The sequence below is a fragment of the Alloactinosynnema sp. L-07 genome, assembly GCF_900070365.1.
GTDB lineage: Bacteria > Actinomycetota > Actinomycetes > Mycobacteriales > Pseudonocardiaceae > Actinokineospora.
In genome coordinates this window covers 2,916,659-2,942,793 of record NZ_LN850107.1, presented here as the reverse complement: position 1 = coordinate 2,942,793, position 26,135 = coordinate 2,916,659, and the positions used below count along the sequence as shown (strand labels likewise).

The 26,135-nt window shown below is 70.3% G+C and carries 22 protein-coding genes and 1 pseudogene; 16 read left to right on the top strand and 7 right to left on the bottom strand.

What is annotated here, in order from left to right; all coding sequences use genetic code 11:
- Window position 1: 1 nt before the first annotated feature.
- Window positions 2-1,639, bottom strand: coding sequence for a class I adenylate-forming enzyme family protein (locus BN1701_RS13010; RefSeq protein WP_054048674.1), 1,638 nt, complete (start codon window positions 1,637-1,639; stop codon window positions 2-4).
- Window positions 1,640-1,786: 147 nt separating this feature from the next.
- Here BN1701_RS13010 and BN1701_RS13005 point away from each other — a divergent pair, with 147 nt between their 5' ends.
- Together BN1701_RS13005 and BN1701_RS13000 are read left to right on the top strand one after the other, a co-directional pair.
- On the top strand, window positions 1,787-2,542 hold the full coding sequence (locus BN1701_RS13005) for an SDR family NAD(P)-dependent oxidoreductase (RefSeq protein ID WP_054048672.1): 756 nt from the start codon (window positions 1,787-1,789) through the stop codon (window positions 2,540-2,542).
- Window positions 2,543-2,776: 234 nt separating this feature from the next.
- A complete protein-coding gene (locus BN1701_RS13000; protein ID WP_054048670.1) occupies window positions 2,777-4,387 on the top strand; it encodes an ABC transporter substrate-binding protein in 1,611 nt (536 codons plus the stop codon).
- 40 nt (window positions 4,388-4,427) lie between these two features.
- On the opposite strand, the gene BN1701_RS12995 is transcribed toward BN1701_RS13000, so the two are convergent.
- Window positions 4,428-5,621 (bottom strand): RNA-guided endonuclease TnpB family protein, encoded by a 1,194-nt coding sequence (locus BN1701_RS12995; protein WP_054055824.1) that lies wholly within the window; start codon window positions 5,619-5,621, stop codon window positions 4,428-4,430.
- Window positions 5,622-5,764: 143 nt separating this feature from the next.
- On the opposite strand from BN1701_RS12995, the gene BN1701_RS12990 reads away from it, so the two are divergent.
- The 13 genes from BN1701_RS12990 to BN1701_RS12930 all read left to right on the top strand — a co-directional run bounded on the left by BN1701_RS12990 (window position 5,765) and on the right by BN1701_RS12930 (window position 19,037).
- Entirely contained in the window at window positions 5,765-6,721 is a 957-nt protein-coding gene (locus BN1701_RS12990) for an ABC transporter permease (protein WP_231949586.1), read from the top strand.
- On the top strand, window positions 6,714-7,748 hold the full coding sequence (locus BN1701_RS12985; RefSeq protein ID WP_054048668.1) for an ABC transporter permease: 1,035 nt from the start codon (window positions 6,714-6,716) through the stop codon (window positions 7,746-7,748). The genes BN1701_RS12990 and BN1701_RS12985 overlap by 8 nt, the downstream gene beginning before the upstream one ends.
- Window positions 7,745-8,731: an ABC transporter ATP-binding protein gene (locus BN1701_RS12980; protein WP_054048666.1), complete on the top strand. Its 987-nt coding sequence runs from the start codon at window positions 7,745-7,747 to the stop codon at window positions 8,729-8,731. Before BN1701_RS12985 ends, BN1701_RS12980 begins: the two co-directional genes overlap by 4 nt.
- The gene (locus BN1701_RS12975; protein ID WP_054048664.1) at window positions 8,728-9,693 is read left to right on the top strand and encodes an oligopeptide/dipeptide ABC transporter ATP-binding protein; all 966 of its coding nucleotides are present in this window, start codon (window positions 8,728-8,730) and stop codon (window positions 9,691-9,693) included. Before BN1701_RS12980 ends, BN1701_RS12975 begins: the two co-directional genes overlap by 4 nt.
- 61 nt (window positions 9,694-9,754) lie before the next feature.
- Complete coding sequence (locus BN1701_RS12970; RefSeq protein WP_054048662.1) at window positions 9,755-10,978, top strand: NADH:flavin oxidoreductase; 1,224 nt, start codon at window positions 9,755-9,757, stop codon at window positions 10,976-10,978.
- Window positions 10,979-11,049: 71 nt separating this feature from the next.
- The gene (locus tag BN1701_RS12965; RefSeq protein ID WP_054048660.1) at window positions 11,050-12,702 is read left to right on the top strand and encodes an AMP-binding protein; all 1,653 of its coding nucleotides are present in this window, start codon (window positions 11,050-11,052) and stop codon (window positions 12,700-12,702) included.
- An 81-nt stretch (window positions 12,703-12,783) separates the two neighbouring features.
- Window positions 12,784-13,944, top strand: coding sequence for an acyl-CoA dehydrogenase family protein (locus BN1701_RS12960; protein WP_054048658.1), 1,161 nt, complete (start codon window positions 12,784-12,786; stop codon window positions 13,942-13,944).
- A complete protein-coding gene (locus BN1701_RS12955; RefSeq protein WP_054048655.1) occupies window positions 13,941-14,870 on the top strand; it encodes a bifunctional MaoC family dehydratase N-terminal/OB-fold nucleic acid binding domain-containing protein in 930 nt (309 codons plus the stop codon). Before BN1701_RS12960 ends, BN1701_RS12955 begins: the two co-directional genes overlap by 4 nt.
- Window positions 14,870-15,964: an acyl-CoA dehydrogenase family protein gene (locus BN1701_RS12950; protein WP_054048653.1), complete on the top strand. Its 1,095-nt coding sequence runs from the start codon at window positions 14,870-14,872 to the stop codon at window positions 15,962-15,964. The genes BN1701_RS12955 and BN1701_RS12950 overlap by 1 nt, the downstream gene beginning before the upstream one ends.
- Window positions 15,961-16,341, top strand: a complete 381-nt coding sequence (locus tag BN1701_RS12945; protein WP_054048651.1) for a MaoC family dehydratase — start codon at window positions 15,961-15,963, stop codon at window positions 16,339-16,341. The genes BN1701_RS12950 and BN1701_RS12945 overlap by 4 nt, the downstream gene beginning before the upstream one ends.
- Window positions 16,341-17,513 (top strand): lipid-transfer protein, encoded by a 1,173-nt coding sequence (locus tag BN1701_RS12940; RefSeq protein ID WP_054048649.1) that lies wholly within the window; start codon window positions 16,341-16,343, stop codon window positions 17,511-17,513. The genes BN1701_RS12945 and BN1701_RS12940 overlap by 1 nt, the downstream gene beginning before the upstream one ends.
- Entirely contained in the window at window positions 17,510-18,307 is a 798-nt protein-coding gene (locus BN1701_RS12935) for a MaoC/PaaZ C-terminal domain-containing protein (RefSeq protein WP_054048647.1), read from the top strand. Before BN1701_RS12940 ends, BN1701_RS12935 begins: the two co-directional genes overlap by 4 nt.
- Window positions 18,300-19,037, top strand: a complete 738-nt coding sequence (locus tag BN1701_RS12930; RefSeq protein ID WP_054048645.1) for a sulfite exporter TauE/SafE family protein — start codon at window positions 18,300-18,302, stop codon at window positions 19,035-19,037. The genes BN1701_RS12935 and BN1701_RS12930 overlap by 8 nt, the downstream gene beginning before the upstream one ends.
- Before the next feature lie 51 nt (window positions 19,038-19,088).
- Here BN1701_RS12930 and BN1701_RS12925 read toward each other — a convergent pair whose 3' ends face one another.
- From BN1701_RS12925 to BN1701_RS12900, 5 genes and pseudogenes are all read right to left on the bottom strand, one after another.
- Entirely contained in the window at window positions 19,089-20,159 is a 1,071-nt protein-coding gene (locus BN1701_RS12925) for an acyl-CoA dehydrogenase family protein (protein WP_054048643.1), read from the bottom strand.
- Window position 20,160: 1 nt separating this feature from the next.
- Window positions 20,161-21,141: an acyl-CoA dehydrogenase family protein gene (locus BN1701_RS12920; protein ID WP_054048641.1), complete on the bottom strand. Its 981-nt coding sequence runs from the start codon at window positions 21,139-21,141 to the stop codon at window positions 20,161-20,163.
- Between the two features lie 16 nt (window positions 21,142-21,157).
- Window positions 21,158-22,297, bottom strand: a pseudogene (locus BN1701_RS34285) (acyl-CoA dehydrogenase family protein); the annotation flags it as partial.
- Window positions 22,294-23,187: an enoyl-CoA hydratase gene (locus BN1701_RS12905; protein WP_054048635.1), complete on the bottom strand. Its 894-nt coding sequence runs from the start codon at window positions 23,185-23,187 to the stop codon at window positions 22,294-22,296. The gene BN1701_RS12905 and the pseudogene BN1701_RS34285, both read right to left, overlap by 4 nt.
- On the bottom strand, window positions 23,184-24,818 hold the full coding sequence (locus BN1701_RS12900; protein ID WP_054048633.1) for a FadD3 family acyl-CoA ligase: 1,635 nt from the start codon (window positions 24,816-24,818) through the stop codon (window positions 23,184-23,186). Before BN1701_RS12900 ends, BN1701_RS12905 begins: the two co-directional genes overlap by 4 nt.
- A 112-nt stretch (window positions 24,819-24,930) precedes the next feature.
- Here BN1701_RS12900 and BN1701_RS12895 point away from each other — a divergent pair, with 112 nt between their 5' ends.
- Window positions 24,931-26,124 (top strand): acyl-CoA dehydrogenase family protein, encoded by a 1,194-nt coding sequence (locus BN1701_RS12895; protein ID WP_054048631.1) that lies wholly within the window; start codon window positions 24,931-24,933, stop codon window positions 26,122-26,124.
- Window positions 26,125-26,135: the final 11 nt, after the last annotated feature.

Sequence of the window (26,135 nt, the reverse complement as noted above, 5' to 3'; positions counted from 1 at the left end):
CTCAAACGGTGACGTCCCGCCGGACCACCTTGCCGGTGGCGTTGCGTGGGAGCGGGCGGTCGGTGAAGGTCCAGTGCGTCGGCACCTTGAAGTGGCCGAGTCGCTCGCCCGCGAAGGCACAGAGCTCCTCGGCGTTCAGTGCCGCGTCGGTGACGATGACCGCGGCGACCTCCTGGCCGAGGTCCTCGTGGGGCACGCCGAGCACGACGCACTCGGTGACCAGCGGGTGCTCGGCGAGCGCGGCCTCGACCTCGGCCGGGTAGACGTTCTCGCCACCGCGGATGATCAGGTCGGAGCGCCTGCTGGTGAGCCGGACCCGGCCCTCGCGGACGAGCCCGATGTCCCCCGTGTGCAGCCAGCGGTCCGCGCCGATCGCGTCGGCGGTCGCGGCGGGATCGTTCCAGTAGCCGAGCATCGTGTACGCGCTACGCACGCAGATCTCGCCCTCGACGCCGTCCGGGACGGGGCGCCCCATCACGTCGCGGATCTCCAGTTGGACGCCCACGATCGGGTATCCCAGCGTGCCGGGGTCCTCGTTGAGGTCGGCGGTGGTGGCCACGGAGATCGCCGTACAGGACTCGGTGAGGCCGTAGCTGTCGACCAGGGCGCCGGTCGCGAACGTCAGTGACTTGCGAAGCCGTTCCTGGAAGGCGGGGGAGGACGGGGCCGAGGCCAGCGAGAACGCGGTCAACGACGACAGGTCGTACGACGAGAGGTCGCCGTGGGCCAAGAGCCGGTTGGCCATCGTCGGGATCGCGCCCCAGTTGGTGACCCGCTCGTCCTGGATCAGGCGCAGCACACGGTCGACGTCGAACGCGCCATGGTGCAGGGCGATCTTGCTGCCGTTGGCCAGCCGCGGGACGGCCAGGTTGTGCAGGCTCGCGATGTGGAAGAGCGGGAGCGCGAGCAGGTAGGTGCGGTCGCGGGGGTCGGTCGGGTCACCGAAGGCGGCGGCGAGCGCGTCGTTCATCCGGTGGTACTCGGCGACGGACAGCAGGTTCCGGTGGGAGTGGGTGGCTCCCTTGGGGCGGCCCGACGTACCGGAGGTGTAGAGGATGACCGCCGGGTCGTCCTCCGCGACGTCGCAAGTCGGGAGCGGCTCGGCCGCGTGCCGCGCGGCGAGACGAGGGATGTCGCCCTCGATCGTGAGGACCCGCACGTCGCTGTCCTGGAGCTGGGCGGCGCGCTTGGCGTCGGCGACGACCAGGGTCGGGGTGGTGTGCTCGAGGCCGTAGGCCAGCTCGCGGGTGGACCACCAGGCGTTGTAGCCGACCGCGATCGCACCGATCGAGACCGTCGCCCAGAACGTGACGATCCACTCCGGCGAGTTGGCCGCCGCGATGGCGACCCGGTCGCCCGGCCCCACGCCGTACTCCTCACGCAGTGTGCGGGCAAGCGACGCCACCTGAGCCGCGTGCTCCCGGAAGGTCAACCTGGAGTCCGCGGTGACGATGTAGTCGCGGTCGCCGTGCCGCACGGACTCGGCCAGCAGCTCGTGCAGGGCGCGGCGGCGATGGGTGAACACCGGCAGGCTCGTTCCGAGGACCTCCTGCTTCGCCAGTTCGAACGGTCCGCCGGGACCGGTGAGCTTCTCCACCACGGCCCGTGCCATCGCGCGAGAGTCGGCATGCGTCGTCATTGGCTGATCCTCCTGGGTCGATTCTCGGCCCCACTCTCGCCTCAAGTGTGCGCCGGTAGTGGACGACTTCCGCTGACCGGGACCGAGCGAGCCCGCTACGCCTCTCCCCTCCGATCATGGGGCGACCACTAGCTGGAGGAGTGTCGGATGGGTGCGTTGCAGGGCAAGGTCGCGTTGGTGACGGGTGCCGGTCAAGGTGTCGGCGAGGGCATCGCGCTGGCGCTGGCCGCCGAGGATGTCGATGTGGCCGTGGTCGGCCGGACCCTGTCGAAGCTGGAGTCGACATGCGACCTCCTGCGCGCACGCGGGGTGAGGGCCGAACCTTTCCCCTGCGACGTCACCGACACTCCGGCGCTCCCGGCCATGGCCGACGCGGTGGTCGCGGAGTTCGGTCGTCTCGACATCCTGGTCAACAACGCTTACGCCGGGGCATACGGGCCGCTGCTGGACATGAGCGACGACGACTTCCGCAAGGGTTTCGACGCGGCGCCGTTCGCGGCGTTCGCCCTGATGAAGGCGTGCCATCCACACCTCAGGGGCGGCGGGTCGATCGTCAACCTGGTCACCTCCGCGATGGTGCGCTGGGACCCCACGACGTATGGCGCGTACGCGGCCGCCAAGAGTGCGCTGCGATCGCTGACCCGAACCGTCGCCGTCGAGTGGGCGCCGGACGGGATCCGCGCGAACTCGATAGCACCGCACGCGATGTCGCCCGGCCTCGAGGGCTGGGCGAAGGCCCGGCCGGAGGAGGCGGCGGCGTTCGTCGCGAGCATCCCCATGCGGCGGATCGGCGACCCGGAGGCCGACATCGGTCGGGCCGTGGTGGCGTTGGTCGGACCTGACCTCGGCTACCTGACCGGCGCGACGATTCCCCTGGACGGCGGCCAGGCGTTCTTCGGATGAGTGAATCCTGTCGCGGCGTGGTCACGCCAGGTGAGGAGCTTTTCCGGGGTCTCGGCGCGCTCTCGATCCACCTCGGCGAACCTCGGATTCCGCTGCGCGAAGGATCCCGGTGAGGACCTCCCAGTGAGTGGGACCCATCACTTTCCGCGCCCCGCGGCGTCCGTAGTTTCCGCGATGACAGGCGCGGCCCCGATGGCTTCTCCACCCCGCGCCCATGAACTTGGAGGAAACTATATGAAGCGAGTTGCATTAGGTGGTTCTCGCCTCGCGATCGCGGCCGTCGCCTGTGCGGCGCTGGCCTCCGCCTGCGCGTCGACGTCCGGCGACAACGCGGGCCAGCAGACCGCCGAGCGCGGCCGCTACGAGTTCGGGCTCGTCGGCGGCCAGTCCGACGCCGGTGCGCCGGTCCGCGGCGGAACGCTGACGTTCGCCGACTACGCCGAGGCACGCAGCCTCAACCCCACGCTGACCTACGCCACCGGGGCGTCGGGTGGTGACGCACTCGCCGCCGTCTACGACGTCCTGATGCGCTACGACTCCGAGTCCGGTAAACACGAGCCGTGGCTCGCCAAGTCGCTCGAGAGCGACGCCGCGTTCACGACGTGGACCCTGAAGCTCCGCGACGGCGTGACCTTCAGCGACGGTACGTCGCTCGATGCCGGAGCCGTGGTCGCTAGCATCAACTACTACATGAAGAACCGCGGCTCGGACACCGCGCTGCTCGCGCCGAACCTGAAGAAGATGGAGGCGACCGATGCCTCGACCGTCGTCTTCACGATGAACTCGGCCTGGGCGAAGTTCCCGTCGATGCTGGCCCAAGGTGCGGGCATGATCCTGGCTCCGGCGGCGTACGCCGGTGCGGAGTTCAAGCCGATCGGCGCAGGGCCGTTCACCCTGGACAAGTACGCGCCCGCCGAGCAGATGATCCTCAAGGCGAATAAGTCCTATTGGAAGGGCGAGCCCTACCTCGACGCGGTTCGGTTCATCTGGCCCCTGAGCGACGACGCCAAGCTCGCTGCCCTGAACGACAAGAGCGCCGACGTCGCCTACCTGCGCAACCCCGTGACCGTCGACAAAGCGGTCTCGGAGAAGCACCCGGGCGAGCTCCAGCTGACCAACTTCGGCAATGTCGTCCAGATCAACAACGCCGCCGGGCGCCCGGGCAGCGACCTGCGGGTTCGCAAGGCTATCGCGCTTGCGCTCGACCCTGCGGTCAACTTCCAGCGGGCCTACGAGGGCAAGGGCCTTCCCGGCTCCGATCTCTTCCCGGCGGAGTCCCGCTGGTCCTCCAAGGTCAAGCCTCTCGCGATCAACGCGGGTGAAGCCAAGAAGCTGGTCGAAGAGGCCAAGGCCAACGGTTTCGACGGCAAGATCAGTTACATGGACGGCACCGACCCCACCTCCCGGGCTGAGAGCGTGGCCACCAAGGCACTGCTCGAGGGCGTTGGCTTCACGGTCGACATCGAAGGCGTGGCCTCGATCGCCGACCAGATCAAGAAGATCTACGTCGACCGCGACTACGACCTGGCCCGAGGGGCCACCAGCGTCTCGGAGAGCGACCCGTACCAGCGTCTGCAGGGCAACTACGCGTCGACCTCGCGCGCCAATGCCATCGGCTACGCCAACCCGGACATGGACGCGGCGCTGGCCGCGCTGCAGGCGGCAGGCACCGACGAGGCCACGCAGGCCGCGCTGGACAAGATCGTCACCATCTGGAACGACACTGTCCCGTCGGTGATCGTCGGTGCCAACGCCACCTTCATCCCCTGGCAGGACAACGTCCACGGTCTGGTCTCCACCTCGGAGCAGATGATGCTCCTGGGTGAAGCGTGGAAGCGCCATTGACATCCTCCCCCGGCTGAAGCCGGGGGATTCCAACAGGCAACTACCGCACGAGGAGGAGGTCGCGTTGAGGTTCACGGTTCATAGGCTCACCCAATGGCGGGCCTCCCCGTGCAGTCACGGCATGCCCTGCCGCGGATCGAATGTTCAGGGCCGCGTTCACATCGGCGTTGCAGGCGAAACCGCAGGACCGGCACCGGTAGGCGGCTTGGCTCTCGCGCGCCTCCCGATCCACGATCCCGCACGTCGAGCAACGCTGACTCGTGAATCGCGGATCAACCTCTACTACCCGCCCCGCAGCCTTGTGCTCCAATCGGGTCACCAACTGCCCCCACCCGTTGGCGAGGATCCCGCGGTTGAGGCCTGCCTTCTGCCGCACGCCACGGCCGGGGGCGTCGATCGTGCCCTTCGCCGACCGGGTCATGTTGGTGATCTTGAGGTTCTCGACCGCGATCACGTCGAAGGTCCGGGCGAGGCGGGTGCTGGTCTTCTCCACCCAGTCCTTACGGCGGTCGGTTTCGCGGGCCTTGAGCTTCGCGATCGCTACCTTGACCTTGCCGCGCCGAGTGGAGCCGCGTTTTGCTCGGGCGAGCTTGCGTTGCAGCCGCAGCAACCGGGCCTTCTCTGGTCCGCGCAACGTGGCCACGGACAACAACTCCCCGGTGGACAGGGCCGCCGAGACCGTGACACCACGATCCACCCCCACCACCGAACCCGTGCCCGGTCCGGCGATGGGCTCGGGCACCACGGCGAACGCCACGTGCCAACGCCCCGCCCGGTCGCGGGTGATGCGGTACGACTTCACACCGCTGGCGATCACGCGAGACCAGCGGAACCGCACCCAACCAACCTTGGGCACTCGAACCTCGCCGACCTTGCGGGACACCCGGCGCACATCGCCCGGCTTGACCGCCACGATCCGGAAGCCTTCACTCCGCCCGCGCAGGCGCCAGGTGGGCCGCCGGTGGGTCCGACCGAAGAAGTTCGCCACCGCCTGGGCGAAATCCCTCAACGCCTGCTGCTGCACGATCACCGACCCGGCCGCCAGCCACGGGTTCGCCGCCCGCGCCTGCGTCAACTGGCGAGCCTGCTCGACGAATCCCGGCGCCGCCCTGCGACCCGGCCGCCAGTGGGCGTGCTGTTCCACCGCGAGGTTCCACACGAACCGAGCGTGCCCGCAGTGCTCCAGGAACACCCGCTCCTGTGCGGGCGTCGGCTGAAGGCGGAAACGGGACATGCCGATCAACCTAACGACCACCACCGACAAAACTGGGAGACACGGATGAGACCCGGCTGGCCACGACACGCGCGGGTCCGGGTGGGTCTCCCGCTCCCGATTCCTGCCCGGCGTGAACGCCGGAGCATGCACGGGAGATCCCGGTGACCAGACGGCTGGCCGTGCGGGCCTGCGAGATGGTGGTGGTGCTCCTCATCGTGAGCCTCGGGGTCTTCGCCCTGGTGGCACTGCTGCCGGGAGACCCGGCCGTGGCGATCCTCGGTGAGGGGCACCCCGCCTCGGCCTACGACGACCTGCGCACCGAGCTCGGGCTCAACGACCCGTTCTTCGTCCGGTACCTCGACTGGCTCGGGGGCGCCTTCAGCGGCGACCTCGGCCAGTCGATGGTGCCGCCCCAGTCCGACGTGATGGACCGCGTGGTCTCAGCGCTCCCCGTGAGTGCCGAGATCGCGGTCCTCGGGCTGCTGATCTCGTTGCTGGTGGCGGTGCCGCTGGCGATGTGGTCGGCGTACCACGAGGGCGGAAAGCTCGACCGGATGATCAGCGCGGGCACCTTCGCGGTGCTCTCCGTCCCTGGTTTCCTGGCCGGGCTCCTGCTGATCATGGTCTTCGTCAACACGCTGCACTGGTTCCCGCGATCGGAGTGGGTCCGGCTCGGCGACGGGGACATCCTCGGCAACCTGCACCACGCGTTCCTCCCCGCGCTCACCGTGGCACTCGTCGAGTTGGCGATGTTCACCAGGGTGCTGCGCGGCGACTTGATCGCCACGCTCCGTGAGGACTACATCCTCGCGGCGCGGGCGAAGGGCATGCCGCCGCTGCGGATCCTCTTCGCCGATGCCCTCCGGCCGTCATCCTTCTCGCTGGTGACCCTGATGGGCCTCAGCCTGGGACGGCTGATCGGCAGCACCGTGATCGTCGAGTACCTCTTCTCGCTGCCGGGCATGGGCTCGCTGGTCGTGAACGCGGCGAACCAGGGCGACTTTCCGATGGTCCAAGGCGCCGTGCTGGTGATCGCCGTGATCTACGTGCTGATCAACGCCGCCATCGACCTCTCCTACGGCTACCTCGACCCAAGGACGCGTAAGGCCCATGTCTGAGACCGTGCCGCTAGAGCGCCCGCGGTCCCCTAAGGCGCTCGCCCTGAGCGCCGTAGGGTGCCTTGGCTCCCTCGTGCTGATCCTGCTGTCGGCGTCCCCGGACTACTTCGTGACGCCGGTCCGGCTCGCCGTCGCGGGAGTCGGCATCGGCCTCTTCGTGGTTGGTGGGTCGGCGCTGGGCAAGCAGCTGTTCGGCAGGAACTTCGACTTCTCGTTCTGGTTCTCCGTGACCTGGCTGGTGCTGCTCGGCGTCGCCGTGGCGGCCGCGCCGTGGCTGCCGCTCGGCGAGCACGTCGACGTCGCCAACTCCCTGGACCAGCCCCTCAACGCCGCGCCAGACCCATTCTCCGCGAACCCGCTCGGGACGAACCTGTTCGGCCTGGACCTGCTCGCCCGCTCGGTGTACGGCGCCCGCTCGTCGTTGTTGATCGCCATGACGGCCGTGGTGATCGGCACCGTAATCGGCGGCGCCATCGGGATGGTCGCGGGCTATTTCCAGAAGTCGGTCGACCGAGTGATCGGCATCGTCACCAACTCGCTGCTCGCCGTGCCGCCGCTGATCCTGCTGATCGCGCTGGCCACGGTGCTGGAGCCGAAGATTCGCAACATCGCCTTCGCCCTGTCCCTGTTGACGATTCCGAGCATGGTGCGCCTCGCGCGGGCGACCACGATTGTCTATGCGCCGCGGGAGTTCGTGGTCGCGGCGCGTGCTCTGGGTGCCACCCGCGGTCGGATCCTGCTCCGCGAGCTGCTGCCGAACGTGCTGCCGCCGATCCTGTCGCTGGCGATCGTGATGATCTCGATCCTGATCGTCGCCGAGGCATCGCTGAGCTTCCTCGGACTCGGCATCGAACCGCCCGAGCCCACGTGGGGCAACATGATCGCGGAGGGCGAAGGCAACGTCTTCGAGGAGTACCCCCACATCGTGCTCGTGCCGGGCACGTTCCTGTTCCTCACCGTCTTCGCCTTCAACCTCGTGGGTGAAAAGGCCCGCCGTCGCTGGGACCCCAGGAGCGTGAAGCTTTGACCCCACCCCTGCTCGAGATCGAAGACCTGCGCACCCGCTTCCTGACCCCGCGAGGGCTCGTGCAGGCCGTCGACGGTGTCTCGCTGACCCTCGACGCAGGCGAGACCCTCGGCATCGTGGGCGAGTCCGGCTCGGGGAAGTCCGTCCTCGGCCGGACCGCCATGGGGCTGATCACGAACGGACCGTCGACTTCGGTCACCGGTGCGGTCCGCGTCGACGGGATCGACATCCATGGTCTTGACCCGGGGGGCCGCCGTGCGCTCTGGGGTACGAAGATCGCCATGGTGTTCCAGGACCCGATGACGTCGCTCAACCCGGTCAAGAAGGTCGGCACCCACCTCGCCGAGAGCCTCCGTTTCCACCTCGGGCTGTCCCGGGGCGCCGCCCGCGCCAAGGCCGTCGAGCTGCTCAAGCAGGTCGGCATTCCCGAGCCCGAGCGGCGCGCGGGCCAGTACCCCCACGAGCTGTCCGGTGGCATGCGTCAGCGGGTCGTGATCGCGATGGCCCTGGCCTGCGCCCCGAAGCTGCTGATCGCCGACGAGCCGACGACGGCCCTCGACGTGACCGTCCAGAAGCAGATCCTCGACCTGCTGCAGTCGTTGTCCGAGCGCCTCCGGATGGCGACCATCCTGATCAGTCACGACCTCGGCACGGTGTCGGGCCGGACGGACCGGGTCGCGGTGATGTACGCGGGGCGCGTGGTCGAGTCCGGCGACACCGGGCAGGTCTTCGCCCATCCACGACACCCGTACAGCGGCGCCCTCATCGAGTCGATCCCGCGGCTGGACGCGGCAACACACAGCCTGTTGCCTGCCATCGAGGGGCAGCCGCCCAACATGCTGCACCCGCCTGCCGGATGTCGATTCGCGCCACGCTGCCGCTTCGCCCAGGACCGGTGCAGGGCCGAGAGCCCCGAGCTGGTCGACGAGGTCGCCTGTCACTTCCCGTTGATCGCTCGTTACGCACAGGAGGTGTCGGCATGACGACTCCCGCCCTGGAGGCCACCGACCTCGTCGTCGAGTTCCCCGTCGGTCGCGGGCAGAAGGTGCACGCCGTCTCCGGCGTGAGCCTCACGGTCGCGCCGGGGGAGACCCTCGGCATCCTCGGTGAGTCGGGGTGCGGCAAGTCCACGATCGGCCGCGCCCTGATCCAGCTGCCCGCCCCTGACTCCGGCAGCGTCCGTCTTGGGGGCCGGGAGCTCACCGGTCTCAAGGCCAGGGAGTTGCGCAGGGCCCGCGCGAGGATGCAGATCATCATGCAGGACCCGATCTCGTCGCTGAACCCGCGACGCAAGGTCAAGGACCTCGTCTTCGAGAGCCACGCCATCTGGGGGTACGACGGTCCCGACAAGGACACCAAGATCGACGAGGTGCTGCGGGCCGTCGGCCTCGATCCCGAGACCGTCCGCGACCGCCGCCCGCACGAGCTGTCCGGTGGCCAGGCCCAGCGGGTCTGCATCGCGCGTGCGCTGATGATGGACCCGGACGTCCTGATCTGCGACGAACCGGTCGCCAGCCTCGACGTGTCGGTGCAGGCCCAGATCCTCAACCTGCTTGAGGCGACCAAGGAGCGCTACGACCTGAGCCTGGTCTTCATCGCCCACGACGTCGCCGTGGTCAAGAACATCAGCGACCGGGTCATGGTGATGTATCTCGGCAAATCGTGCGAGGTCATCCCCTCCGAGGACCTGCACCTGCGCGCCGTCCACCCCTACACGCGGCTGCTGCTGTCCTCGCTGCCCGAGGCCCACCACCAGAGCAGCCATGTCGGCGACGCCATGGTGGAGCGAGTGGCCACCGAGCTTCCGTCCCCGCTCGACCCTCCCTCCGGGTGCCGGTTCCGCACGCGATGCCCCCTGGCGACGGACCGCTGTGCGGCCGAGGAGCCCCTGCTCCGCGCCGTCGGGCGAGGTCACCAGGTGGCCTGCCACAATGTCGCTGTCTGAAGCGCTTCCGCTGACCGGGACTCCACCGGTGCTTCGGGCCCGCGCTGCCTAGCGTGAGGGCATGACCTTCTCCGCACCCGACGTACTGGCTCCCGCGAAACTCGGGCCCGTCATGCTGCGCAACCGCATCATCAAGGCGGCGACGTACGAAGGGCTCAGCCACAAGGCCCGGGTCACCCAGGACCTGATCGACTTCCACGTCGGGTACGCCGCGGGCGGCGTCGGCATGACCACGGTCGCCTACTGCGCGGTGGCGCGCGAGGGCCGGACCGACCGGCACCAGATCCTCTGGACCGACGAGGCGATGCCCGGCCTCCGCAGGTTGACCGAGGCGGTGCACGCCCAGGGAGCGGCGGTCTCGGCCCAGATCGGTCACGGCGGGCCCGTGGCCAGCCCGAAGGCCAACGGCCTCCCCGCGCTCTCCCCGACGCGGCATTTCCACGCCACGTCGCTGAGCTGGGCGCGGGAGGCGACCGTCGTCGACCTGGACCGGATCACGCGGGCACACGCGGACGCGGCCCTCCGCGCGATCGATGCGGGCTTCGACGCCGTCGAGGTGCACCTCGGCCACAACTATCTGGCGTCGTCGTTCCTGTCGCCGAAGATCAACCATCGTACGGATGCCTACGGCGGCAGCCTGGAGAACCGGGCGCGCTTCTCCCGCGAGATCATGCGCGCCGTGCGCGACGCCGTGGGCGACCGGATCGCGATCGTGGTCAAGATGAACATGGACGACGGAGTTCCCGGCGGCTTCTGGCTGGACGAGGCGATCCCGGTCGTCCAGTGGCTCGAGGCAGACGGGACGCTCGACGCGATCGAGATGACCGCGGGCTCCTCCCTGCTGAACCCGATGTACCTCTTCAAGGGCGATGCCCCACTGAAGGAGTTCGCCGACGTGATGCCCCAGCCGATCAAGCTGGGCATCAAGCTGGTCGGCAAGAAGAAGCTCAAGAGCTATCCCTACACCGACGCCTACCTGCTCGAGCACGCGCGGCAGATCCGGGCGGCGGTGAAGCTGCCGATGATCCTGCTCGGCGGCATCACCGACAAACCGGTGATGGACCTCGCGATGAGGGAGGGCTTCGAGTTCGTCGCCATGGCCCGCGCCCTGCTCCGGGAACCGGACCTCGTCAACCGGATCCAGAAGGACGCTGCCACGCCCTCCCTGTGCATCCACTGCAACAAGTGCATGCCCACGAACTTCACCGGCACCCGCTGTGTGCTGGTCGACCGCGGCACCACCCGCTCCGCGAGCTGGGGCAAGCCGGAGGGCTACGCCTCGTGATCGAGCCTGCGAGCGAACCCATTGATACAGCGCGTCCGCGAGCGGCGTCACCGAGCCTGCGAGGGGGCGTCGTGACCGACACCATCGCCGACCTACTCCTCGATCGGGTGGGGGACCACCGACCCGGCCTGCTCAGCCACGACGCCACCTTGACCTGGGACGAGGTGGTTCGTGAAGGCGCGGCCCGTGCCGAGCTGGCGCGTGCGATGCGGGTCGACGGCCCGTTCCACATCGGCGTCCTGCTGGACAACGTCCCGGAGTTCGTCCTCTGGCTCGGAGGGGCGGCCCTGGCCGGGGCGTCGATCGTCGGCATCAACTCCACGCGCACCGGTTCCTACCTCGAGCAGGAGGTGCGCGACACCGAGCTCCAGCTGCTGATCACGGACTCCGCGGGCCTGGCCCTGCTCGATGGTCTCGACATCGGAGTGCCCCCCGACCGAACCCTGTTGATCGATGACCCGTCGTACGCCGCCCTGGTGGCCAAGCACGCGTGCGAGCCGACCCGCGACCCGTCGATCGACGCGACCACCCAGCTGTTGTTGCTCTTCACGTCCGGCACCACGGGTGCCTCCAAGGCAGCCCGCTGCAGCCAGGGGCGCCTCGCCGCGCTGGGCCAGATGAACTCCGCGAAGTACGACGTGCGGCAGCACGACGTCTCTTACTGCTGCATGCCTCTGTTCCACGGCAACGCCTTGATGGGGCTGTGGGCGCCGTCGCTGGTCGCGGGTGCCTGTGTCGCGCTCACCCCGAAATTCTCGGCGTCCCGCTTCCTCGAGGACGTCCGGCGGTTCGGCGCGACCTACTTCACCTATGTGGGCAAGGCGATCGGCTACATCCTGCTTGCTCCCGAGTCGGCCGACGACGCGGGCTGCACGCTGACCCACGGCTTCGGCACCGAGGCATCGCCCGAGGACCAGGCGGAGTTCGCGCGGCGCTTCGGTGCGAAGCTCCACGAGGCCTACGGGTCGAGCGAGGGCGCCGGGATGATCGCGCTGGCCCCGGACGGACCGGTCGGTGCGCTGGGGCGGGCGGCCCACGACGGCGTCCGCGTCGTCGACCCCCAGACCCGCGAGGTCTGCCCGCCTGCCGTGCTCGACCGCCATGGGCGCGTGCTGAACGCCGAGAGCGCGATCGGCGAGCTCGTCGACCTCCACGGCGCCGCCAAGTTCGAGGGCTACTGGAAGAACCCTGAGGCGGATGCCGAGCGGGTGCGCCACGGCTGGTACTGGACCGGGGACCTCGGCTACCGCGACGCGGACGGCTATATCTATTTCGCAGGCCGCTCCGGTGACTGGATCCGGGTCGACGGCGAGAACACGTCGGCCCTGCTGACCGAACGCATCCTGCGTCGCCACCCGGCGATCGTGGCGGCGTGCGTGTTCGCCGTCGCGGACCCGCGCTCCGGCGACCAGGTGATGGCCGCGATCGAGATCCCGGTGGGGGGCTCCTTCGAGGCGCTGGACCTGCCGTCCTTCCTCGCGGAGCAGGCCGACCTGGGCACGAAGGGCGCTCCGCGCTTCGTGCGGGCCGCTCACGCGCTTCCCACCACGGGCTCCAACAAGCTCCAGAAGAAGGCCATCCAGGTCGAGGGCTGGCGGACCTCCGACCCGGTGTACCGCTGGGAAGGGCGCGGCGCACCGTCGTACGTCCTGATGAGCGAAGCCGACAAGACCGCGCTGCGCGAGGAGTTCGCGCGGGCAGGCAGGCTGCGCTTCCTGCCCTGACTTCCGCTCATCGGGATCGACTCGGCGCCGCGCCATCCCATCGGGTCATCCTCACGCACAGACCGATGACGAGGAGCCGACGTGGACTTGCGGGAGACGCCCGCCCAGCAACAGCTGCGCAAGGAACTACGGACCTACTTCGCCGGGCTGCTGCCCGCCGAGGAGCGTCGCCGTGTCGGTGAGGAAGGCGTCGGCGGCTCCCGGTTCCGCGAGGTCGTGAGGATGTTGGGCCGCGATGGCTGGCTGGGCATCGGCTGGCCCACGGAGTACGGCGGCCAGGGGCGCTCGGTCGAGGAGCAGTACGTCTTCTTCGACGAGGTCCAGCGCGCGGGGCTTCCGTTCCCGTTCGTGACCGTCAACACCGTCGGACCGACGCTGATGAAGTACGGCTCCGAGGAACAGAAGCAGGCCTACCTGCCGGGCATCCTGGCCGGTGAGATCGTCTTCGCGATCGGCTACACCGAGCCGTCGGCAGGCACCGACCTGGCGTCGCTGGCGACCCGGGCGGTACCCACCGCGGACGGCTTCCTGGTCAACGGCCAGAAGATCTTCACCAGCGGCGCCAACACCGCCGACTATGTCTGGCTGGCGGCTCGCACCGACCCCGACGCCCCGAAGCACAAGGGCATCTCGATCCTGATCGTGCCCACCAGCGACCCCGGCTTCTCCTGGAGCCCCATCCACACCGTCGGCGGCATGGTGGTGACGGCGACGTACTACACCGACATCGTCGTGCCACGAAGCGACGTCGTCGGCGGGGTCGACGACGGCTGGTCGCTGATCACCGCGCAGCTCAACCACGAGCGGATCGGCCTGGCCGCGCTTGGCGGCCGGATGATCCAGCTCTGGGAGAGCGTGCTGGCCTGGGCCCGGGAGACCGGGGTCATCGAGCGGCCCTGGGTCCGCGCCGAGCTCGCCAGGACCTACACGCGGCTGGAGGCGATGCGGCTGCTGAACTGGAAGATGACCGCGGCCGTCGCCGCCGGTGACCTCACCGGGGCGACCGCGGGTGCGGCCAAGACCTACGGCACCGAGACACACATCGAGGTGCAGCGCGCGCTGACCGGGATCCTCGGTGCGGCCGGACGGATTCGCCCGGAGTCGCCCGGCGCCGTGCTCGCGGGCCAGCTCGAGCAGCTGTCCCGTCAGGGCATCGTCAACACCTTCGGCGGCGGCGTCAACGACATCCTGCGCGACATGGTGGCCACCTCGGGTCTGGGCCTGCCCCGGGTGCAGCGGTGACGACCTACGAGGACCGGCTGGCCGCCTTCACTGGGCGCGTGCTCGTCGAGCGGCGCTTCGGTCCGGATCCGGTCAACGTCCCGATGATCCGGCACTGGTGCGAGGCGATGGGAGATACCAACCCGGTGCACCTCTCCGACGAGGCAGCGCGGTCCACCGGCCGATCGGGCATCGTCGCGCCCGCCTCGATGATGCAGGCCTGGACGATGCGCGGGTACGCGGCGTCGACGACCCCCGCGGACATCGGCGCCTTCGACGAGCTGGTGGCGCTGCTGGACGAGGGCGGCTACACCTCGGTCGTGGCGACCGACTCGGACTTCGACTTCCACCGCGAGGCGCGGCCCGGTGACGACCTGAGCGTCGAGGAAGTCGTCGAGTCGATCTCGGCCGAGAAGCGGACCGGCCTCGGGACCGGTCGCTTCGTGAGCACCCTGAAGACCTATCGCGATGCCGCGGGCGAGGTCGTGGCGACGCAGCGCTGGCGGACGCTGCGGTTCCGCCCGTCGGCGGCACCACGGGCGCCGCGTCCGCGTCCGGCGATCAACCAGGACAACGAGTTCTGGTTCGCCGCGGCGCGGGAAAAACGCCTCGTCGTGCAGCGGTGCACGGAGTGCAAGACCCTGCGTCACCCTCCCGGACCGTGCTGTCCCGAGTGCCAGTCGTTCGCGTGGGACACCGTCACGGCAGGCGGCCGCGGCACGCTCTACTCGTATGTCGTCGCGCACCATCCGCCGCATCCCGCCTTCGACTACCCGCTGCTGATCGCCGTGGTCGAGCTCGACGAGGGCACCCGCCTGATCACCAATCTGACCGGCGTCACCGCCGACGACCTGGCCATCGGGATGCCCCTCGAGGTCGAGTGGCTGGTGGCCGATGCCGACCTGACGTTGCCGCTGTTCCGGCCCGTCGCACCCCAGGAGCACTGATGGACTTCACCCACGACGACACACTGCTCGCGGTTCAGGGGCTGGCTCGCGAGATCTTCACCGACAAGGCCACCCCCGAACGGGTCCGGGAGGTCGAGGCATCGTCCTCCCGGCTCGACGAGGCGCTGTGGGGCGACCTGGCCCGCTCCGGGCTGGTCGGCATCGCCCTGCCGGACGCGCACGGGGGAGCAGGCCTCGGCCTGGATGGGCTGTGCGTCGTGCTCGAGGAGCAGGGACGCCGCGTCGCGCCGGTGCCGCTCTGGTCGGCCGGCGTCGCGGCGCTCGCCGTCGCGGAGTTCGGCACGCCGACCCAGCGTTCGTTGCTCGCCGCCGCGGCCGACGGGTCGCTCCGCCTCACGCTGGCGCTGGAGGAGTTCGACGGGGGCGAGCAGGCATCGCCCACCTGCCGAGCCGTCCTCGGCGAGTCCGGCTGGTCGCTGGCCGGGACCAAGGCAGTTGTGCCCTCGCCGTTCGGTGCGGCCTACGTGGTCGTCTCCGCGACCACGACCGACGGTCCGGCGCTCTTCCTGGTGCCTGCCGCGGGCACCGGGGTCAGCTGGGAACGGACCGAGACCACCAGCCACGACCTCGCCGGGAACCTACTGCTCGCGGACGCTCCGGCGGAGCTGCTCGGCGGCCCCGATGCGCTGGCCGCCGTGCTGCGCAACAGTGCCGTCGCGGTGGCTGCCCTGCAGGTCGGCGTGGCCGAGGGCGCGCTACGCCTCGCCGCGGCGTACACCTCGACGCGGGAGCAGTTCGGGCGTCCGCTGGCCACCTTCCAGTCCCTGCAGCACCAGCTCGCGGACTGTCTGATCGACATCGACGCGATGCGCGTGACGCTGTGGCAGGCGCTCTCGTCACTCGCCGGTCATGGCACGGCCACCGAGAAGGAGCGCGCGGTGCTGGTCGCTAAGTGGTGGTCGGCCCAGGCAGGCCTCGACGTCGTGCACCGGGTCCAGCACGTGCACGGCGGCATCGGCGTCGACGTCGACTACCCGGTGCACCGCTTCTTCCTCTGGGGCAAGCAGCTCGCCACCACCTTGGGCGCGGCGGCGACCGCGCTCGCCTGCCTCGGCGAGGAGCTGGCCAGATGAGGGTCGGAGACGTGCTGCCCGAGCTGTCGATCGCGGTCACCCGGACGATGATCGTCGCCACCGCCATCGCCAGCCGTGACTTCCAGGATGTGCACCACGACCCGGCGCTGGCGGCCGAGCGAGGCTCGCCGGACATCTTCATGAACATCCTGACGACCAACGGAATCGTCGGCCGCTACGTCACCTCGTGGGCAGGACCCGCCTCGGTGGTGAAGAAGCTCCGCATCCGGCTCGGCGTCCCCAACCACCCCGGGGACACGATGACGCTGCGCGGCTCGGTCACCGCGGTCGACGACGGACAGGTCTCCGTCGAGGTCGTCGGCGCCAACGAGCGTGGCCCGCACGTGACCGGCCTCGTGATCGTGCGGGTGCCGTGATGGCGAACCTCTCCGGCCGGACCGCGATCGTCGGCATCGGCGCGACCGAGTTCTCCAAGGCGTCCGGGCGCAGCGAGCTCCAGCTCGCCTGCGAAGCCGTGGTGGCGGCGATCGCCGACGCGGGTCTCCAGCCCGGCGACGTCGACGGGATGGTGACCTTCACCGCCGAGTCCAGTGCCGAGATCCACGTCGCCCGCAACACCGGCATCGGCGACCTCTCCTTCTTCTCGCGTGTCCCGCACGGTGGTGGCGCGGCCTGCGGCACGGTCGCGCATGCCGCGGCGGCGATCAACGCGGGCTTGGCGGAGGTCGTGGTCTGCTGGCGTGCCTTCAACGAGCGGTCGGGGGAGCGCTTCGGCCTGGGCCAGGCGAGCCGACCGATGGACACGAGTGCCGACCGCGCCGCGTACTCCTGGATGACGCCGTTCGGGCTCTCCACCCCGGCCCAGTGGGTTGGCATGTTCGCTCGCCGCTACATGCACGAGTACGGCGCGACCTCGGAGGACTTCGGCCGGATCGCCGTGCTCGCTCGCGCCCGCGCCGCCACGAACCCGAAGGCGTGGTTCCACGGCAGGCCGATCACCCTTGAGGAACACCAGGCCTCGCGCTGGATCGCCGAGCCCCTGCACCTGCTCGACTGCTGCCAGGAGTCCGACGGGGGACAGGCGCTGGTGGTGGTCTCGGCGGAGCGGGCGAAGGACCTGCCGCAGGTACCCGCGTACGTCGTCGGCGCGGCGCAGGGTTCGGGCCGGGACCAGCACATGATGACCTCGTACTACCGTCCCTCGATCAGCGGCATCCCCGAGATGGGCCTGGTGGGCGACCGGCTGTGGGCCCAGTCCGGGCTGCGGCCGACAGACGTTCGGGCGGCCGTGCTCTACGACCACTTCACGCCGTTCGTCCTTCCCCAGCTTGAAGAACTCGGCTTCTGTGGCCGCGGTGAGGCCGCGTCGTTCGTCGCCGACGGCCACCTCGAGCTGGACGGCTCGCTGCCGCTCAACACCCACGGAGGACAGCTCGGCGAGGCCTATTTGCATGGCATGAACGGCATTGCGGAAGGCGTCCGGCTGGTTCGGGGCACGTCGGTGAACCAACCCGGCGACGTCGACAACGTCGTGGTCACCGCCGGGACCGGCGTGCCGACGTCGGCTCTGATCCTGGGTGCCCGGTGAACGCGGGCGACTGGGCGGGCCGCGGCCTCGGTACCCGAGTGGTGTCGTACACCGACCGCGACCCGATCCTCTACGCACTGGCCCTCGGCGTCTCGCCGTCCCGCCTGGACCTTGTCTTCGAGGAGCGGCTGCGGGTGCTGCCCACGTTCGGGCTCACCCTGGCGCAGTGGGCGCCGGACGCGCTCGGCTCGTCGCGGGCCTTCGACACCAGCACGGCCGTACATGGCGCGCAGCGGCTGCGAGTGCTCGCACCGCTGCCGCGGGCGGGTGAGGTCACTATGGCCGCACGCGTCAGCGCGGTCTGGGACAAGGGCGCGGCCGCGGTCTTCGACGTCGAGGTGAGCAGCGACTTCTTCGTGGCGACCTGGTCGATCTTCGCGCCAGGGTGCGGAGGCTTCGGCGGCGAGCGCGGCCCCCGGGCGGCCGACCGCCCGGAGGGCGACCCCGACCAGGACCTAGGTGTCACGACGACGGCACAGCAGCCCGCGCTCTACCGGCTGCTCGGCGACCGCCATGCCATGCATGTCGACCCGGCGGCCGCGGCCGCGGCAGGCATGCCGCGGCCGTTCATGCACGGCCTCTGCACAATCGGGATGGCCGTGGTCGCCCTCGCCGACAGCCTGGGGGTGCATCCCGCGTCCCTGACCGAGCTTTCCGGCCGGTTCGCGGCCCCGGTCTTCCCCGGCGACACCCTGCGGGTCCAGGGATGGAACGACGGGCACCGGGTGGCCTTCGAGGCAACGGTGGACGGCCATCCCGCGGTCACAGCCGGTCATGTCGGCTTCGGTGGCTGAGCTCCTGCTCGTGGCGGGCATCGCGGGACTGGTGTTCCTGCTCGCGGCGGTGACGCAGGCGGTGAGCGGCTTCGGGTCCGCCATGGTGGCGGTCCCGTTGCTGGCCATCGCGGTCGGGCCCGCCACGGCCGTCGTGGCCGCCACCCTCGTCAGCCTGCCGCTCACCGCCGGTGCCTGGCGGCGCGAGCGTGCGCACGTCGACGGGCGCCTGGCTCGGGTGCTCACGCTCGCGGGCGTGCTCGGGATGCCACTGGGGCTCTTCGCCCTCACCCGGCTCGACGACCGGTCACTGACCGCCCTGGTCGGCGTAGGGCTGCTCGTCGTGGTCGCCCTGATGTGGCGCGACGTGACCCTGCCCGCGGGGCGAGGCTCGCTGTGGGCCTCGGGCGTCACCAGTGGCCTGCTGCTGACCTCCACCGGGATGAACGGGCCCCCGCTGGTCCTGTCGCTGCAGGGCGCCGGGCTGGCGCCGCGCCGGTTCCGGGCGACGCTCCAGGCGGTGTTCTGCGTTCAGGACCTCGTGGCGGTGGCAGCCTTCGCCCTGACCGATCATCTGGACGCCACCACCTGGGCGGCCGCCGCAGGGGGAGTTGCCGGTCTGCCCGTGGGCTGGGCGATCGGCAACCGAATCTTCGGCACGCTCTCGCCGGAGCGGTTCCGGGCAGTGGTCCTCGCGGGGCTCGTCGTGACCGCGGCGGTCGCCCTCGGCAACGCCTTCCTCAGGTCGTAGCGCCGTGCCCCGAGGCTGCGGTGCCGACTTCGGGAGCGCCTCGCCCAGGGATCAGAGCGCGAGCAGCGCCCGGTGTTGGTGTGGTTGTCCGAAGAGCTGCCCGAGGGCATGGGCGCGCTTGAAGAGCATCTGGGCGTCGTGCTCCCAGGTGATCGCGATGCCGCCATGCAGCTGGATGGTCTCGGCGGCGAGGTCGTGGAGTGCCTCACCGGCGTACGACGCCGCGACGTGCACCAGCTCCTCGGCGTCGGGCGCACCCGTTGCCACGGCGTACATCGCGGCCCACACCACCGAGCGAGTCGTCTCCACCTGCACCAGCATGTCCGCCATGCGGTGCTTGAGTGCCTGGAATGAACCGATCGGGCGGCCGAACTGGACGCGCGTCTTGGCGTAGTCGACCGTCATCTCCAGGGCCCTCCGGGCGCAGCCGAGTTGGAGAGCCGCGACGCCTGCCGTGCCTGCGAGGTGCGCCCGCCGCAGCGCCGCACCCGCGTCGCCGGTGAGTCGCACGCCGGGCGTGTCGTCGAACGTGGCCACGGCGAGCCGCAGGGTGGTGTCCATCGCGGGCGTCGAGGTCCACGCGACCGCCGACGGCGCCACCTCGAACAGGGCCTGCCCGGTCGCCGTCTCCGCCGCGACCAGCAAGACGTCGGACGCATCGCCGAGGAGGACGTGACAGACGGAGCCGGTGAGGCGGTCAGCCTGGGCCCGGACCGGTTCGTCCCCAGGGGCCGCCGTTGACGGCCCCTGCCAGGCCAGGGTCGCGACCGAGCCCGCGGCGATCCGAGGCAGGAGGCGTTCCCTCGCCGCTTCGTCCTCCGACGCCAGCAGGGCCTCCGCGGCGATGACCGATGCGAGCAGCGGTGAGGGCGCGAGGGATCGGCCCAGCTCGTCCATCACGATGCCGGTCTCGAACAGCGTGAACCCGGCACCGTCGTACTTCTCGGGGATCGCCAGTGCCGCGGCACCGATCTGCCCGCAGAGCGTCTGCCACAGGCCGACGTCGTACCCGGGCCCTGATTCGGTGGCGCTACGAACGGCCGCGCTGTCGGCGCGTCTGGCAAGGAGGGTGCGGATGGTGGCCGCCAACCCCCGCTGCTCTTCGGAGAGCCCGAACTCCATGTCAGGCCTCCCCGACGAGGGCGTCGAGGACCCGTCGGCGGTGGAAGGCAGGCGTGCCCCACGCCGTCTGGAGGGCCCGCACCTTCAGGATCCACAGGCTCAGGTCGAGCTCGCGGGTGTAGCCGATCGCACCGTGCACCTGCAGGGCAGCCCGGGATGCGAGGTACGCCGCGTCGCCGGTGGCGACCTTCGCGGCGGAGACGTCGCGGGATTTCGTCCGCGTCGAGGCCGGGTCCTCTGCGGCCAGGGCCGCGCCGTGGAGCAGGGCGCGGGCGAAGTCGAGGGCGATCCTCACGTCCGCCAGCCGGTGCTTGACGGCCTGGTACGACCCGATCTCGCGACCGAACTGCCTGCGCTGCCCGGCGAAGGCCACCGTGTCGGCGAGCAGCCGCTCGCCCGCGCCCAGCAGCTGGCCCGAGACGGCCAGCACAGCGGTGTCGAAGGCCCGCGCGAGCCGCTCGGCGCCGACCGTCTCGAACGGCGCGACGTCCGGGGTCACCTCGAACAGCCTGCGGGTGCCGTCGATCGAAGACCTGCGCCTGCCGAGTTTCCCCGCGAAGAGCCCTCCGTCCGCGGCGACATACACGTGGTCGGCGACGTCGGCGTCGAGTGCCTGAGCGGTGTGCGGACGCGAGGCGACCGTCCCCACCGCGCCCTCGGCCAGCGCGGCCATCGCCTGCCCGGACGTGAGCGCGACCGGGAGGAAGGCGGCGGACTCGACCCACGGACCCGGAACCCCGTGCCGCCCCAGGACCTCGGCCGCGACCACCAACTCCATGTCGCCCGCGCCAAGACCGCCTGCCTCCTCGGGCACGAGGAGCGCGAATACTCCCTGGTCGGCCAGCCGCCGCCAGAGCTTCAGCCCGGGGTCGGTGCCGTCGAGCGCCCAGGCCCGGGCGGTCGAGACCACGTCGGAAGCGGTGAGCAGGGCGTCCAGCGCGGAGGCGAAGTCCCGCTGCTCGGCGGTGAGCTCGAACCTCATCGGCCCGCCCCTTCGGTTCGCGTGGGAGGCCCAGGATGCGCTCGGCCACGATGTTGCGCTGGATCTCGTTCGTGCCCGCGTAGATCGGCCCCGCGAGCGAGAACAGGTAGCCGTCGGTCCACGGTGAGTCGAGCTCGGCCTCCGGGCCGAGCAGGTCCAGCGCCGTCTCGTGCAGCGTGACGTCGAGGTCCGACCAGAACACCTTGTTCACCGAGCCCGCGGCGCCGATGTCGCCGCCGTCGGCCAGCCGGGTCACCGTCCCCCAGGTGTAGAGGCGATAGGCCTGTGCCTTGATCCAGGCATCGGCGACCCGGTCGGCAGCGGAGGCCGCGACCTGGTCGGCAGGCATGGATCGGTACAGCGAGACGAGCCGGTCCGCGGCGGCGCAGAACCGCCCGGGGGAGCGCAGGGACAGGCCGCGCTCGTTGCCCGCCGTGCTCATCGCGACCCGCCAGCCGTCCCCGGGCGAGCCCAGCACGTCGGCGTCGGGCACGAAGACGTCGTCGAAGAAGATCTCGGCGAACCCGGGGTCTCCGTCGAGCTGGGCGATCGGCCGCACCGTCACCCCGGGGGCGTCGAGGGGGAACAGGAAGTAGGTCAGGCCACGGTGTCTCTCGGCTGTCGGGTCAGAGCGGAACAGGCCGAATCCCCAGTGGGCATGGGCCGCTCGGGAGGACCACGTCTTCTGTCCGTTGAGAACCCAGCCGCCGCGGGTGTCGTCCCGGACCGCGGTCGAGGTGAGCGCGGCGAGGTCGGAGCCTGCCTCCGGCTCCGACCAGGCTTGGGCCCAGATCCGCTCACCGGTGGCCATGTCCGGGAGGAAGCGGTCCCGCTGCTCCGGGGTGCCGTGCTCGAACAGGATCGGGGCCAGCAAGAAGATGCCGTTCTGCGAGACCCTGCCGGGCGCGGCGGCGCGGTAGTACTCCTCCTCGAAGAGCACCCACTCGACCAGCGACGCGTCGCGGCCGCCGTACTCCCGAGGCCAGGACACGACCGACCACCGAGCCAGGGCGAGCCTGGCCTCCCACTCCTGGTGCGCACGGAACCCCTCCGCGGTGTCCATCGACGGAAGGGGCGCGCTCGGCACGTTGGCCGCCAGCCAGTCGCGTGCCTCGGCCTGGAACGCCAGCTCCGAGGCGGAGAAGTCGAGGTTCATGCGCCTGCCTGCTTCTTGTTCTCGGCGGCCATGGCCCTGGCGTCGAGACCCCCGAGCGAGTCCGTGGAGACCTCGGCGTTGTGGGCGTGCGCGAAGTGGTGCAGGCCGAACACCGAGTCCATGCCCGCGCGCATCCCCATGAGGTCCTCGGCCTGGTTGACCGCCTTCTTGGTGAGCGCGAGGCCGAACCGCGGCATGGCGGCGATCCGCTCCGCCATCGCCAGCACCGTGCTCTCGAGCTCGTCGCGCGGGACCACCTGGTTGACCATGCCGAGTTCCCGCGCACGCCGCGCGGAGAATCGGTCTCCGGTGAAGAGGAACTCCTTGGCGGCGCGCGGGTTCATCACCCACGGGTGGGCGAAGTACTCGACACCCGGGATGCCCATCCGCACCACCGGGTCGGAGAAGAACGCGTCGTCGGAGGCGATGATGAAGTCGCAGGACCAGGCGAGCATGAGTCCGCCCGCGATGCAGGCGCCGTGCACCATCGCGATGACGGGCTTCGGCACCTCCCGCCACCGACGGCACATGCCCAGGTAGACCTCGGACTCACGCGCGAAGCGCTGGTCGCCCCCCTCCTTGTCGACGTGGTCCCACCAGATGACCGCCCTGCGGTCGAAGGACGTGTCCACGTCGCGCCCCGGCGTGCCGATGTCGTGGCCCGCGGAGAAGTGCTTGCCGGTGCCGGAGAGCACGATCACCTTGACGCTGTCGTCGTCGGTGGCCCGCCTGAGGGCGTCATCGAGGGCGTAGGTCATCGCGGAGTTCTGCGCGTTGCGGTACTCCGGGCGGTTGAGCCGGATTCGTGCCACCGCACCCCGCACCTCATAGGTGACCACCTCGTCGGCCTGGTCGGCGGGCGCGCTGCTCGGGGGGACGCCGTCGGTCATGTGTTGCTCCTCGTCGGTTCCTGGGCTTGTCGAAGGTCCTGCTTGAGCACCTTGCCGGAGCCGTTGCGGGGGAGGGCGTCAACGAAGGCGACCTGCTTGGGCACCTTGAAGTTGGCCAGTCGGGTCCGGGCGAACGCCAGTACGTCGGCCGCGGTCAGGTCCGTGTCACGGCGCACGACGTACGCCAAGCCGACCTCGCCGAGCCGCTCGTCGGCCACCCCGATCACAGCGGCCTCGGTGACCCCTTCGAGCCGACCGAGCACCTGCTCGACCTCGGCCGGGTAGACGTTGAAGCCACCGGAGATGTACATGTCCTTGAGCCGATCCGTGATCCTCAGGTGGCCGCCATCGTCGAGGGTGCCGACGTCACCGCTGTGGAGCCAGCCGCCGGGATCGATCGTCGCGGCGGTGGCCTCGTCGTCGTCGAGATAGCCGAGCATCACCATCGGACCGCGCATCCGCACCTCGCCGACCGATCCGGCGGGCAGCGCCTCGCCGGTGTGCGGGTCCGTGATCCGGAGCTGCAGCCCCTCGACGGCGGCGCCGCAGGTGCCTGCCACCAGATCGTCTGGGTCGCCGGGACGGCACATCGTGGCGACGACGCACTCGGTCATGCCGTACGCCGTGAGCACAGTGTCGAAGGACAGTTCGCTCTGCATCCGCTCGACCAGGGCCACCGGAACCGTCGTCGCGCCGGTGACCGCCAGGCGCAAGGAGGACAGGTCGGTGGCGGGCAACTCCGGGGCGCCGAACAGCGAGTGGAAGACGGTGGGGGCTCCGGGCAGGACCGTGATCCTCTCGGCGGAGACCAGCCGCAAGGTGGCGCCCACGTCGAACGTCGCTTGCGGATACATCGTCGCGCCGGTCAGCAGGCACACGACGATGCCTGCCTTGTAGCCGAAGGCGTGGAAGAAGGGATTGACCATCAGGTAACGGTCCGCGGCCGTCACGGCGCAGGTCCGCGCCCAGACGTCCGCGGCGGCGATCGTCTGGCTGTGTGCGCTCATCACCCCCTTGGAGCGACCGGTGGTGCCAGAGGTGAAGAGGATGTCGGCCACTTCGACGGTCGTCAGGGCGTCGGCGCGCTGCTCGACCTCGTCGAGCGGAATCCGGTCCGCGATCGCGGAGTGCCCCGCGAACGGGACGACGCCCGCAGGAGCCGGACCGTCGCCGATCCTGACCACCGCCCGGAGATCGGGGAGTCCCATCACCAGGTCACCCTCGGCGCCAAGCTCCGACGCGGCACCTTCGGACGCGGCGGCGCACACCTCGTCGTACTGCCCGCGACCGAGGAACCCGTCGGCCATGACGAGCAGGGTGGCCCGGGTCCGGACGGCGACGTCGACGACCTCGTGGCCGGTGTAGCGCGTGTTCAGTGGCACCAGCGTGGCGCCCGCGTACGACGTGGCGAGCGCGCTGACCACCCACTCCCAGCTGTTGGGCGCCCAGAGACAGACCCGGTCGCCGGGCTGCACGCCCAGGGCGACGAAGGCGCGGGCGGTCTCCCGCACCTCGGCGAGCAGGCCCGCATAGGTCAGCCGGGTGGCGCCGTCGACAACGGCTAGACGGTCGCCGTGGAGGTCGGCCGCGCGACGGAGCGTGGCGGGCAGCGTGCCGGGCGATGTCGACATCCAGCAGCACCTCTCGAGATCTTCCACCAACCAAACAGTTGCTTGGTAAGCTACTGTAGCGGCTACCGGCCCGGAGCGGAACCGGGAGACTCGAACGGACGGAGGAATCTCGGTGGACCTGAGCTTCTCGCCTGCCGACCAGGCGTTCCGCCGTGACGTCCGGGCATGGCTCGGAGACAACCTGAGTGGCGAGTTCGGCGCGCTCCGCGGCCTGGGTGGTCCCGGCCGCGAGGACGAGGCACACGACGAACGGCTCGCCTGGAACCGTCATCTGGCCAGGCATGGCTGGACCGCGCTGGGCTGGCCCCGGGAGCACGGCGGGCGCGGGCTGAGCCTGATGCGGCAGGTGATCTTCCACGAGGAGTACGCCCGCGCCGACGCCCCGGCACGCGTCAACCATCTCGGTGAGGAGCTGCTCGGTCCGACGTTGCTCGCTTTCGGCACCGAAGCCCAGAAGGCGCGGTTCCTGCCGAAGATCGTCGCGGCGGAGGAGCTGTGGTGCCAGGGGTACTCCGAGCCCGGCGCGGGCTCGGACCTGGCGGGCGTGACGACGCGGGCGCACCTGGAGGGTGACGAGTGGGTGGTCGACGGACAGAAGGTCTGGACGTCGATGGCGCAGGTCGCGCAGTGGTGCTTCGTCCTGGCCCGCACCGAGCCTGGGACGCGGCGGCACGGCGGCCTGTCCTTCCTCCTGGTGCCACTGGACCAGGAGGGCGTCGAGGTGCGGCCGATCCGGCAGATCACCGGAGGAGCCGAGTTCAACGAGGTCTTCTTCAGCGGAGCCCGCACCGACGCCGACCTCGTCGTCGGGGAGCCCGGGGACGGGTGGCGGGTCGCCACCGGACTCCTGGGCTTCGAGAGGGGGGTCTCCACCCTCGGGCAGCAGGTCGGCTTCGCCAGGGAGCTCGACGACCTCGTCGCGCTCGCGAAGCGCAACGGCGCGATCGAGGACCCGGTGCTGCGAGACCGGCTCGCCCAGGCGAAAGTCGGCCTGGAGGTGATACGCCTCAACGCACTGCGTGGCCTTTCCGGGCTGACGCGCGGAGCGGACTCCGCCGATGGTGGGGGAGCGGCCTCGATCGGCAAGCTCCTCTGGGCCGGGTGGCACCGCCGACTCGGCGAGCTCGCCATGCAGGTCGTGGGCCCGCGTTCGCTCACCGCGGAGGGCTCGCCGTACGACCTCGACCGATGGCAGCGGCTCTACCTCTTCAGCAGGGCGGACACCATCTACGGCGGATCCGACGAGATCCAGCGCAACATCCTCGCCGAGCGTGTGCTCGGCCTGCCCAGGGAGGCCCGACCATGACCCACGTCTCG